At 64.8% G+C, this 12,176-nt stretch carries 10 protein-coding genes; 2 read left to right on the forward strand and 8 right to left on the reverse strand.

The annotated features are described in order from the left end of the window. Window positions 1–34: 34 nt before the first annotated feature. The 7 genes from AC07X6_RS11675 to AC07X6_RS11705 all read right to left on the reverse strand — a co-directional run bounded on the left by AC07X6_RS11675 (window position 35) and on the right by AC07X6_RS11705 (window position 8,018). The gene (locus AC07X6_RS11675) at window positions 35–442 is read right to left on the reverse strand and encodes a DUF2946 domain-containing protein (protein ID WP_494791059.1); all 408 of its coding nucleotides are present in this window, start codon (window positions 440–442) and stop codon (window positions 35–37) included. A 47-nt stretch (window positions 443–489) separates the two neighbouring features. Then, window positions 490–1,086 (reverse strand): PqiC family protein, encoded by a 597-nt coding sequence (locus AC07X6_RS11680; RefSeq protein ID WP_494791060.1) that lies wholly within the window; start codon window positions 1,084–1,086, stop codon window positions 490–492. Beyond that, window positions 1,083–2,723 (reverse strand): PqiB family protein, encoded by a 1,641-nt coding sequence (locus tag AC07X6_RS11685; protein WP_494791061.1) that lies wholly within the window; start codon window positions 2,721–2,723, stop codon window positions 1,083–1,085. The genes AC07X6_RS11680 and AC07X6_RS11685 overlap by 4 nt, the downstream gene beginning before the upstream one ends. Further along, complete coding sequence (locus AC07X6_RS11690) at window positions 2,716–4,008, reverse strand: paraquat-inducible protein A (protein WP_442908029.1); 1,293 nt, start codon at window positions 4,006–4,008, stop codon at window positions 2,716–2,718. The genes AC07X6_RS11685 and AC07X6_RS11690 overlap by 8 nt, the downstream gene beginning before the upstream one ends. A gap of 129 nt (window positions 4,009–4,137) precedes the next feature. Continuing rightward, window positions 4,138–5,499 (reverse strand): amidase, encoded by a 1,362-nt coding sequence (locus AC07X6_RS11695; protein ID WP_494791062.1) that lies wholly within the window; start codon window positions 5,497–5,499, stop codon window positions 4,138–4,140. A 63-nt stretch (window positions 5,500–5,562) separates the two neighbouring features. After that, a complete protein-coding gene (locus AC07X6_RS11700) occupies window positions 5,563–6,795 on the reverse strand; it encodes a M20/M25/M40 family metallo-hydrolase (RefSeq protein WP_494791063.1) in 1,233 nt (410 codons plus the stop codon). Then, the gene (locus tag AC07X6_RS11705; protein WP_494791064.1) at window positions 6,792–8,018 is read right to left on the reverse strand and encodes a urate hydroxylase PuuD; all 1,227 of its coding nucleotides are present in this window, start codon (window positions 8,016–8,018) and stop codon (window positions 6,792–6,794) included. The genes AC07X6_RS11700 and AC07X6_RS11705 overlap by 4 nt, the downstream gene beginning before the upstream one ends. A 131-nt stretch (window positions 8,019–8,149) precedes the next feature. Between AC07X6_RS11705 and AC07X6_RS11710 the strand changes: the two genes are divergently transcribed. Further along, complete coding sequence (locus tag AC07X6_RS11710; protein ID WP_100875714.1) at window positions 8,150–9,088, forward strand: LysR substrate-binding domain-containing protein; 939 nt, start codon at window positions 8,150–8,152, stop codon at window positions 9,086–9,088. 73 nt (window positions 9,089–9,161) lie between these two features. After that, window positions 9,162–10,922, forward strand: a complete 1,761-nt coding sequence (locus AC07X6_RS11715) for an allantoate amidohydrolase (RefSeq protein WP_494791065.1) — start codon at window positions 9,162–9,164, stop codon at window positions 10,920–10,922. Between the two features lie 9 nt (window positions 10,923–10,931). On the opposite strand, the gene AC07X6_RS11720 is transcribed toward AC07X6_RS11715, so the two are convergent. Further along, window positions 10,932–12,167, reverse strand: coding sequence for a Zn-dependent hydrolase (locus AC07X6_RS11720; RefSeq protein WP_494791066.1), 1,236 nt, complete (start codon window positions 12,165–12,167; stop codon window positions 10,932–10,934). Between the last annotated feature and the right edge of the window lie 9 nt (window positions 12,168–12,176).

Consider the following 12,176-nt stretch of genomic DNA (forward strand, 5'->3'; position numbering starts at 1 on the left):
AGGTGGACAGCGCCAGCATTGAAAATGCGAAAACTTAAATGAGACCGGGCGGCGCGCGCGACTGCGCGGTGGACCAGATGAACAGCGGAGACGGGGACTGGTAGTACAGGGCCGGGAAGATGGCCGCGCCGCTGGCCACAAGCAGCGGCAGCACGGGACTGGCCGGCGGCAAGCCGACAGAACCCGCATGCGTGGAACAGAAGGCGCAATGCTCCATCTGCATGGACTTGCCGCCGGATTTGCCATCGGCGGCGCCGTCATCGACTTGCACAAGCTGGACAAAACGGATGCCGGCCACCGAGCAGATTTCCGCCCATCCGGAGCCGGACTCCTGCTTGGCGTTGGCGACGGCCTGGGAAATCGACGGCGCGAGCGCCGCCAGCAGGATCGCGAAACAGGCGATCCAGGCGGCAAAGCGGCGCGTGAACAAGGTCATTCCCATGGCCGTATTTTACCAGCGGCCGCCGGGACTGGGTAGCGGAAAGCGGCTCAGGCGGCCGGGCAGGCGGCGTTGCCGTTGTCAAAAGCACGCACGACGCTGGCCGCATCGGCGGCGATGCGGTTCACGGCGCGGCGGTGGCCGAGCACCAGTTCGTCGTAGCCAGCGCCCACCTTTTCATTGGCCACCGTGCGGCAAGTGACGACCTTGCTGCTGGAAAGCTGGCGCACGCTCCAGACGGCATCGATCAGCGCATACTGCCCCATCACGGACTCGAAACGCTGCACGTTGGTGCTGATGCGGTACACGGGCAGATTGTCCGGATGCGGCGTGCGGAACACATCGATGGCGCCCAGGTCGTTCGTCACGGCTGTGGACAGGGCCTGGCCGATCTCGCCGGCCAGCGGCCCCGCCCAGCGCTGCTGCTCCAGCAACTCGATGCGGCCCGACGGCGCCGTCACCACGAACTGGTTGCGGCTCACCTGCTGCGGCACGCTGACGGCCAGCACTTCAACATAGTATTTCACGGTCTTGGCCGGCTGCGCGTCGGCGCCGCCGCTGAGCGTATAGAAATGCTCGGGCTGGGGCGTGGAGCAGGCGCCCAGCAGGCTGGCGGCCAGCAGCGCGGCAAACATCGGCTTCATCATTTTTTTTCATCTCCTTTTTTACCGCGGATCAGGGACTCGGGATGGCGTTCCAGGTAATCCGACAGGGCATTGAGCGATTGCAGGGTCTGCGTCAGCTGCTGCAAGGCCTGGCGCACGTCCGACTGCAGCGGCGAATCCTTTTGCAGCACCTGTTCGGCCGTGCCAAAAGTCTGCTTCGCCGCCGTCAGGGTGTCGCGCATTTCCGGCACCACCTGGCCATCGAGCTGCTTGAACAGGGTATTGGCCTGCTTGATGGTGGCGTTCAGGTTATTGCCGATCTCCGCATACGGTACCTGATCGAGCTTGCGGGCGATGCTGGCGATCTGCGTCTGCAATTCATCGAGGGTGTTCGGCACGGTCGGCACTTCCAGCGGATACCTGTTCGGATCGAGCGCCACCTTCGGCGCTTTCGGGAAGAAGTCCAGCGCGATGTACAGCTGGCTGGTCAGCAGGTTGCCCGTGCGTAGCTGGGCGCGCAAGCCGCGGCTGACCATGCGTTCGAGCAGCTGGTGGCCGACCGAGCCTTCCTCATCGTCGACGGCCGCCTTGAAGCGCATGCCCAGGCGGGCCGGGTACAGGTTGACGGTGACGGGCATGCGGAAGTTCTTCTTCACGGGATCGAACTCGATGCCGACCGAGCGCACCTCGCCCAGCACGATGCCGCGGAAATCCACCGTGGCGCCTGGCTGCAAGCCGCGCAGGGACTGGTCGAAATAGAATACGGTGGTGATGGCCTCGCCATCGGGCTCGCGCATGGCGCTCGCTTCGTCGGCCGCCAGGCGGTAATTGGTGCCGGCCGGCGCCGGTTCGACGGGCTTGCGGCCGTTTTCCGCCTCGAAGGCGATACCGCCCACCAGCATGGCGGCCAGCGACTGCGTATTCAATTTGAAGCCGTTGGAATCGAGGCGCACGTCGACGCCACTGGCATGCCACCAGCGCGCATCCTTGCCGACGAACTGGTCGTACGGCGCGTTCACGAAGACCGACATGGTGATGCCGTTGCCATCCTTGTCCAGCGCGAAGCTGACCACCTTACCCACCCGCAGGCGGTGGAAGAACAGGGGCGAGCCCACGTCGACTGAGCCAAGGCTGTCCGCATGCAGGGTGTACAGCTTGCCCTTCTGGTCGCCGGCCACGGCGGGCGGACTCTCCATGCCGATGAAGTTCTCTTTCTTCTGTTCCGACTTGCCCGTGTCGACGCCGATGTAGGCGCCCGACAGCAAGGTGCCCAGGCCCGTCACGCCGCTGGCGCCGATCTGCGGGCGCACCACCCAGAAGCGCGAATCGGCGGTGGCGAAGCGGCGCGCCTCCTTGCTCATGTCGATCGTCACGAGCACCTTGCTCAAGTCGTCGCCCAGGGTGATGGCGCGCACCTGGCCAATGTCGACATCCTTGTACTTGACCTTGGTCTTGCCCGGCTCCAGGCCTTCGGCGCTCTTGAAGCTGACCGTCACCGTGGGTCCCTGGTCGAGGATGGACTTGGCGGCCAGGCCGGCGCCGATCAGCGCGGCCAGCAGCGGAATGAGCCACACCAGCGACGGCAGCCAGCGGCTGCCCTGTTCCACATCGGGTTCCGGCAACGGGGGGACGCCCTGGCCACCCGTTTCGGCAAGACCGCCCGCTTCTTTGTCAGACATGCTGTTCTCCAATCACTGTATTGTTTCCGGTATTTGCCACCACCACGGGTTCTTCCTCGCCAGGCACCTGCCCATCGACAGGGTCCCAGATCAGGCGCGGGTCGAACTGCATCGCCGCCAGCATGGTCAGCACCACCACCGCGCCGAAGGCCAGCGCGCCGGGTCCGGCCGTGATCACGGCCAGCGACTTGAAGCGCACCAGCGCCACCGTCAGGGTGACGACAAAGATGTCGAGCATGGACCAGCGGCCGATGAATTCGACCATGCGGTACAGGATGGTGCGCTGGCGCGGCCGCCAGCGCGAACGCCGCTGCGCCGTGAACGCCAGCAGCGCCAGCACGCCCAGTTTCAACATTGGCACGACCACGCTGGCGATGAAAATGATGATGGCCAGGCCCTTCGAGCCGCTGGTCCAGAACAGCACCACGCCGCTCATGATGGTGTCGTCCTGCGCGCCGAACAGCGATTGCGTCACCATCACGGGCAGCAGGTTGGCGGGAATGTAGAGGATCATGGCGGCGATCAGCAAGGCCCAGGTGCGGTTGATGCTGTCCGGTTTGCGCACGTGCAGGGCCGTGCCGCAGCGCACGCACGCCAGATGCCTGCCCTTGCCCGCAGGCGGCGCCACCAGGCCGCAAGCATGGCAGGGCACCACCTTTTCACCGGGCGCGAAAGCCTTGTAGCGGATGCCGGGCAGCGCTTGGCGGGTCAGGTCGTCGCCCAGGTTCCACAGGGCCTTGGGGTCGAACGAGACGACGATCGCCAGCAGCACGGTGAGCGCGCCAAATGCGAACAGGCCAGGTTGCGGCAGCACCGTAGCCAGGCTGGTCATCTTGACGACGGTGATCAGGATGCCGATCATCAGCACTTCCGTCATGCCCCATTCGCGCGCCGTCTGCACGGCGCGCAGCACGCGGTTGAATCCCGGTACCTTGACGCCGCCGCGCAGCCCCAGCGCCACGTATAGCAGGGAACCGAGTTCGATGGCGGGAAAGAGGATGGTAAACAGGAAAACCATCGTCGCCACGATGTGCATCTGCTCGTACCACAGCACGCGGATGGAGCCGAGCAAGGTGGCGCTGGAAGTGAGGCCATTGACGTCGAGTTCGACGATGGGGAAAAACTGGGCGATCAGGAAGACAAAGGCGGCGCCCAGCGTGAGCGCCACCACCTTGCTCAATTCGGCCGATGCGCCGCGCACGTGGGCGCCGCGGTACAGCACCGAGCGGCAACGGATGCAGCGCGCCTTTTCGCGGGGACGCAGCGGACGTTTGCGGTACAGCACGCCGCAGTCATGACAGCTAATCAGGTCGTATCGGTGCACAGTGTGAAGTTTGCCGGCGCGGGGAAGCGCGACTATCCCATGTCAATGCCAGCCATCATGACAGAATTGGCATCTTCCTGCACTATGGCACTATTCTTTTCCGCTCCCTCGTAGCAACGCCTCCACGGCGCGGCCGATTTGCAGCACCGTATCGTCGGCGCCCGCCAGGCCGCAGATGCCCAGCCCCACGGGCAGCTCGCCGTCGGCATGGCAAGGCAGCGACAGCGCGCAGCCATCGAGGAAGTTGATCACGCTGGCGTTGCGCAGCACCAGGCCATTCGTGGCAAAGAAGGTGGCGTCGTCCGCTTCCAGCGGCGCGACTTCCGGCGCAAGGATAGCCACGCTGGGCATCAGCCAGGCGTCGAACGGCGCCAGACGCTGCTGCGCGATGGCGATCAGGCGCGCACGCGCATCGAGCACGTCGATATAGTCCGCCGCGCCCTGCTGCTGGCCGCGGCGGATGCGCGCCGCCACGCGCTGGTCGTACTGCGCGCCATTCTCTTCCAGTAACGCCCTGTGCCAGTGCCAGGCTTCCGCTGCCACCAGGCCGCCGCCGCCATTGATACCGGGCAGTTCCAGCAATTCGGGAAAATCGAACCGTTCCACCAGGGCGCCGGCTTGCCGCAGCTTATCCAGCGCGGCGTCGAAAGCCCGCTGCACCTGCGGCTCCACGTGCGTGCCGACGTAGTCAAGGGTAAAGCCGAAGCGCAAGCCCTTTAATGCCGATACGCCGTCGGCGATCTCCTTGCCAGACAAGGCAGCGTACAGGATGGCGCAGCAATCGACACTGTGCGCGATGGGCCCTGCCGAATCGAGGGAGCGCGACAAGGGCACGGTGCCTGCCAGCGACACGGAAGCGGCCGTCGGCTTGAAGCCCGTCAAGCCGCAAAAGGCGGACGGAATGCGGATCGAGCCGCCCGTATCCGTGCCCAGCGCACCGGCCGCCATGTCCAGCGCCACCGTCACGGCGCCGCCCGAGGTGGAGCCGCCCGCAACGCGCGCGCCGTCGTGCGGGTTGCGCGGCGTGCCGTAATGGGGATTCAAGCCCAGACCGGAAAACGCGAATTCGCTCATATTGGTGCGCCCCAGCAGAACGGCGCCGGCCGCGCGCAGGCGCGCCACGGCCGGTGCGTCTGCCGCGGCGGGCGGCGCATCGGCCAGCGCCAGCGAGGCGGCCCTGCTGACCTGACCCTTGACGTCGAACAGGTCCTTGATCGAAACGGGGATGCCGGCCAGCGGCGAAGGCACCCAGCCGGCGGCGCGCGCCGCATCGCTGGCGCGCGCTTCCATCAGCGCATTTTCACCATCGAGGCTGACATACGCAAAGCCGCCCTGCGCCCGGTGCGCCTCGGCGCGTGCCAGCATCTGCTGTGTCAGTGCCACGCTGGTGATGCGGCCGGCGGCCAGGTCGGCCGCCAGTTCCCTTATCGTCTTCTTGCCAATCACATCCATGCTGCCTCCCCGATTTCCCAGGCATGCATCTTACCGGATGCCAGCGGCATGGTCGCCGCCCAGTCAGGCGGCCAGGAAGTCGAGCAGGGTCAGGGCGACGATCTTGCTGGCCTTGCGCAAATCATCGAGCGCCAGCCGCTCGTCGGCCTTCTTCGCATTCGATTCGGGCACCGTGCGCGGGCCGGCGCCATACAGCACGGCGGGGATGCCCCGCTCGCCATACAGGCGCGCATCCGCATACAGGGGGGTGCCGACGGCGGGAATCGTTTCGCCAAGGATGGCTTGCGCGTTCTTTTGCAAGCTGCCGACCAGTTGCTCCGAACCGGGCAAGGGCCGCAGCGCGTGCGACAGCAGCAGGCGGCGGATCTCGACGCGGATGCCCGGCTCGCCGCGCACCGCGTCTTCGATCAGCGCGCGCACCTGCGCTTCCACCGCCACCGGATCTTCCTCGGGAATCATGCGGCGGTCCATCTTCATGACGACCTTGCCCGGCACCACATTCGTATTCGTGCCGCCATCGATGCGGCCCACCAGCATGGTGGGCGAGTCGATGCCGGCCACTTTCGATTTGATCTTTTTCAGCTCCGGCAGCTGGCCATAGATGGCGTTCAGGATCTTGTTAGCCGCCTGTAGCGCATCGTGGCCCGTTTCCGGCATCGAGCCGTGGCCCGACTTGCCGTGCACGGTGATTTCCAGCTGCAGGCAGGCGTTGTGCGCCGTGACGATGCCGTAGCTGAAACCGGCGGCGATGACGAAATCGGGCTTCGTCAATTGCTGTTCCAGCAGCCAGCCCGGTCCCAGCAAGCCGCCGAATTCCTCGTCGTACGTGAAGTGCAGCTCGAGCTGGCCCTTCAATGGAATGCCCAACGCTTCGAGGGCGCGCGCGGCAAACACATAGGTGGCGAAATCGCCTTTCGACACGGCCGTCGCGCGGCCATAGATATAGCCGCCGTCGATCTGGCCGCCATATGGCGGATACGTCCAGTTGTCGCCGGGCGGCACCACGTCGCCATGCGCATTCAGGGCCACCGTCGGCCCGCCTGCCGCATATGGGCGGCGCACGATCAGGTTGGTGATGCTCTGCATGCCGTAGGCTGCCACCTGATCGGCCGGCACGGCGTGCTTTTCCGCGTTCCAGCCATACGCCTGCAGCAGCTGCGCGACCAGCTCCGCGTGCGGCGCGTTGTTGCCCGGCGGCGTATCCGTCGGCTGCCGCACCACCTGCTGTAAAAAGGCGACTTCTTCATCGAAGTGCTCGTCAATCCAGGCCGTGATTTTTTCCGCGTGCGTAGTCATTTTGCTCCTTGCATGGTCTGTTGCAGCCAGGCGCCCAGTTCGCTGCGCTCGGCCTCCGTCATATTCGTCAGGTTCCCGATTGGCATGGCCTTCAATTCGATGGCCTGCTTGTAGATTTGCGCCGCGTGCTGGCGAATCTCCGTTTCATTATCCAGCATCATGCCGGCCGGCGCCGTGGCGAAACCGGCTTGCGTCGGGTGCGCCGAATGGCAGGTGGCGCAGCGCTGGGCGATGATGGCATGCACGGCCACGAACTGGGCGGCGGGGTCCGCCACGGGCGCGCTGGCCACGGGCGCCTTCGGCGCGATGGCCACGGCCACGCCCACCAGCAAGGCCACGCCAAGGGCCGGATAGCGCCACTCGACGCGGCCCTTGTGGCGCAGATTGAAGAAATGTCGGATGAAGACGCCGGCCGCCATGATCAGCGCCAGCACCAGCCACGCGTGGTCGTTGCGGTAAGTCATCGCGTAGTGGTTGCTGATCATGATGAACAGCACGGGCAACGTAAAATAATTGTTATGCACGCTGCGCTGCTTGGCCTTCATGCCGTGCCTGGGATCGGGCAGCTTGCCGGCGGCCATGGCTTCGACCATTTTGCGCTGGCCGGGAATGATCAGCATCAGCACATTGGCCACCATGATGGTACCGATCATGGCGCCCACGTGGATATAGGCGGCGCGCCCGCTGAGCAGATGCGTGAGCACATAGGCGGCGCCTACGATCAGCGCGAACACCGTCACGCCGAACCACAGCTCATATTGCGCCAGTTTTGACCTGCACAGCAGGTCGTACACGGTCCAGCCGATGACGAGAGTGGCGATGCCGATGCCGACGGCCTGGCCGCTGGAGATATCGGCCACGGCCTTGTCGATCATCATGGCCTGCGCATTGAAATAATAGGCAATCGTCAGCAGCGCAAAGCCGGACAGCCAGGTGGAATACGCTTCCCATTTGAACCAGTGCAGCTCCTTCGGCAGTTCGGCGGGCGCCAGCAGGTATTTTTGCGGGTTATAGAAACCGCCACCATGCACAGCCCACAATTCTCCCGAGACGCCCTTCTTCGCCAGCTCGGAGCCGGGTGCGGGCGGGCGGATCGTGTTGTCGAGCCAGACGAAATAAAAGGAAGCGCCGATCCAGGCGATGCCCGTGATGACGTGCAGCCAGCGGACGATCAGGTTCAGCCACTCAAGGCCGTACGGAATCAGATAGGCAAATACTTCCATAAATTTCCTCTAGTCAGACCGAACCCATATTCGTGCCAATCTACACAAGATAAACGGATTTACCGCCCATCACATGAAAAATATCGTATATTTGACATATTCAAATCGATATACAACAGAGGCGCCGCCACATGTCCAGCCTGCCGCAACACCTCGACCTGCACCTGATCCGCATCCTCTACCTGCTGCTGGTGGAAAAGAATGTCTCGCGCGTGGCGCTGAAGCTCAATCAGCCGCAGCCGTCGATTTCCGCCTCCCTGCGCAAACTGCGCGAATTGACGGGCGACCCGCTGCTGGTGCGCGGCGCGCGCGGCATGGTGCCCACCCAGCATGGCGAAAGCCTGCTCAATCCGGCCAAGCGCATCCTCGACCAGACCGAGAGCCTGTTTATCAAGAAGACGCCGTTCGTGGCGCAGGAGGAGGCGCGCACCTTCCATATCGCTGCGCCCGACTACCTGGACAGCCAGTTCCTGCCCAATGTGGTGGCCCTGCTGCGCCGCGGTTCGCCGAAAAGCCGCGTCGTGCTGCATAGCCTGGGACCGGGCATCGATCATATCCGGCAATTGTCCGACGGGGGCCTGGACCTGGTCATCGCCAACTGGGACGAGCCGCCCGCGCACCTGCACATCTCGAAGCTGTTCGAAGATCCCATCGTCTGCGCCATGCATGCGGAAAACGCCTATGCGCGGCGCACGGCCAGCGACGCCATGACGCTCGATGACTATCTGAGCCTGCCGCACGTGGCGCCGTCGCAGATGATGCCCGGCTACCACGGCGTGATCGATTCCTTCCTCGAACGGCAAAACCTGCAGCGCAACGTGGTGGTGGAATCGGCGTATTTCGGCCTGATCCCCTACATGCTGACGCAGACGGACCTGGTGCTCACCACGGGCCGCCAGTTCATGCGCTTCTATGAAAAGACCCTGCCGCTGAAAACGTATACCGTGCCCTTGAAATTCCCGCCCATGCGCTTTTACCAGCTGTGGCACCAGCGCGTGCACCAGGCGCCCGAACACAAATGGCTGCGCGACCAGGTCAGCGCGGCCGCCAAGGCGCTGGTGCAGCGATAGCCGCTATCAGCGCGCGCATATAATGGAGGCAGGAACGGGGCGCTATCATCACCGCTTGCATGATCGGAAAACCATGACCACCCTTTCAGACCTGAACGCCGGCAGCCAGGCCGATTTTATCGCGCACCTGCATGGCATCTACGAACACTCGCCATGGATCGCCCAGCGCGCGGCCGCCGCCCGGCCGTTTGCCAGCCTGACGACCCTCAAGACGGAGCTGCAGCGCGTGCTGGCGCAAGCCTCGCCCGAAGAGCAGCTGGGCCTCATCCGCGCCCACCCGGAACTGGCCGGCAAGGCCGCCATCACCGGGCAGCTGACGGCGGAATCGACGCGCGAACAAGCCAAGTCCGGCCTGAACCTGTGCAGCCCCGAGGAATTTGCCACCCTGCAGCGCCTCAACAGCGAATACAACGCCAAGTTCGGCTTTCCCTTCATCCTGGCCGTCAAGGGTCCGACGGGCGAGGGCCTGACGCGCCAGGACATCATCGCCACGTTTGCGCGGCGCCTGAAAAACCGGCGCGCCGATGAACTGGCCGAATCGCTGCGGCAGATCAAACGCATCGCCGAACTGCGCCTGAACGACCTGTTCGACGTGCGCCTGGACTTCGGCCCGGCCATCATGCAGCAGGCGGAAACGCTGGCCGGCTGGAGCGACAGCGATTACAACCTGACCTGCGCTTACCTGACGCCGGCGCACCGCAAAACGGCCGCGCAGCTGGCCGGCTGGATGCGGGACGCGGGCATGCAGGTGCACATCGACGCCGTCGGCAATGTCGTCGGACGCTACCTGTCCGACGCGCAGGGCGCGAAGACCCTGATGACGGGATCGCACTACGACACCGTGCGCAACGGCGGCAAGTACGATGGCCGGCTGGGCATCGTGCTGCCGATCGCCGTCGTGCGCCACCTGCATGAGCGGGGCGAAAAGCTGCCGTTTCATTTCGAGGTCGTCGCTTTCGCGGAAGAGGAAGGCGTGCGCTTCAAGAGCACGTTTTTGGGCAGCACGGCCGTGACGGGCAAGTTCGACGTGTCGCTGCTGGAGCAGTTGGATGCGGACGGCGTGAGCATGCGCGACGCGCTGGCCGCCGCCGGCCACGAAGCGAGCGCCATCGGCGCCATCGCGCGCAACCCCGCCGACTTGCTCGGCTATGTGGAAGTGCACATCGAACAGGGTCCCGTGCTGCTCGAGCGCGACCTGCCGCTGGGCATTGTCACGGCGATCGCCGGCAGCTCGCGCTACCTGGTTAGTCTTGGGGGCGTGGCCAGCCATGCGGGCACCACGCCCATGACCATGCGCAAGGATGCGGCCAGCGCGGCCGCGGAAATCATTCTGCTGGTGGAACGGCGCTGCAGCCAGGGCGAAGCGCTGGTAGGCACCGTGGGCCAGCTGCAGGTGCCCAACGGCTCCGTCAACGTGATCGCCGGCGCCTGCACCCTGTCGCTCGATATCCGCGCGGCCAGCGATAGCGTGCGCCAGGCTGCCGTCGACGATATTTTGGATGGCATCGCCGCCATCTGCGCGCGGCGCCAGATCGACTACCAGCTGGAACTGCTGCTGTCGGCGCGCGCGGCGCCATGCGCGCCGTGGCTGATGGCACAGCTGGCGCAAGCCGTGGCATCCGTCGGCATCGCACCGTACGCGCTGCTGTCGGGCGCCGGCCACGACGCCATGGCCATGGCCGCCATCACGGACGTGGCCATGCTGTTTACCCGCTGCGGCAATGGCGGCATCAGCCACAACCCGCTGGAAACCATGACGGCCGACGACGCCGACATCGCGGCGCGCGCGCTGCTGGCGTTTTTGCGCAACTTCCAGCCCAAGCCGCAGGGATAGCGGTCGTGGCTACACGGCCACGGCCCGCTCCAGCATCGCGTGCAGCAGCACGTTGCAGCCCGCTTCCAGGTGCTCGGGCTTGGCGTCCTCGATTTCATTGTGGCTGATGCCGTCCTTGCACGGCACGAAGATCATGCCGGCCGGTGCCAGCCGGGCCGCGTAGATGGCGTCGTGGCCGGCGCCGGACACCACATCCATCACGGAGTAGCCGAGTTTGGCCGTGGCGTTGCGCACGGCGCCCACGCAGTCGGGGTGGAACGGACATGGCGGATAGTAGGACACCCTTTCCAGTGAAATGCCCAAGCCTGTTTTTTCGCGCGTGGCGTCGATGAAGGCCGTGATCTCGCCATGCATGGTGTTGAGCAGTTCGTCGTTCACGTTGCGCAGGTCGATGCTGAACTTGACCTCGCCGGGGATCACGTTGCGGCTGTTCGGAAAGACCTGCACCATACCCACCGTGCCGCGCCCGTACGGCGGGTAGCGGTTGGCAATGGCGACGACCTCCTGCATGATGGTGGTGGCCACCTGCAGCGCATCCTTGCGTAAACCCATGGGCGTAGGACCCGCATGCGCTTCCATGCCCGTCACCACGCAGTCGTACCACGACAGGCCCATCACGGCCGGCACCACGCCGATGATTTTATCGGCGTCTTCCAGCACGGGCCCCTGTTCGATATGCGTCTCGAAATACGCACCGATGGGATGGTCGCCCGGTACCTGGTCTCCACGATAGCCGATGCGCGCCAGCTCCTCGCCCACCGTTTTCCCCTCCGTGTCTTTCGCCGCGTACGCCGTTTCGAGCGAGAAGGCGCCGCAAAACACGCCGGAGCCCATCATCACAGGCACGAAGCGCGAACCTTCCTCGTTGGTCCAGAACGCCACTTCAATCGGCGCCTGCGTCTTGATCTGTAAATCGTTCAGGGTGCGCACCACTTCCAGGCCGGCCAGCACGCCGTAATTGCCATCGAACTTGCCGCCCGTGGGCTGCGTGTCGATATGGCTACCCGTCATCACTGGCGGCAGGCTATTGTCGGTGCCGTCACGGCGCATGAAGACATTGCCGATCTGGTCGATGGTAATGCTCATGCCCGCCTCGCGACCCCAGCGCACCACCAGGTCGCGCCCCTGTTTGTCGAGGTCCGTCAGGGCCAGGCGCTTGACGCCGCCCTTCACTGTCGCGCCGATCTGCGCCAGTTCCATCAGGGCTGCCCACAGGCGCTCACCATTGATACGTAATTCATCCATCGTCAACTC

It is taken from the genome of Janthinobacterium sp. GW460-12-1-14-LB5 (assembly GCF_059423585.1).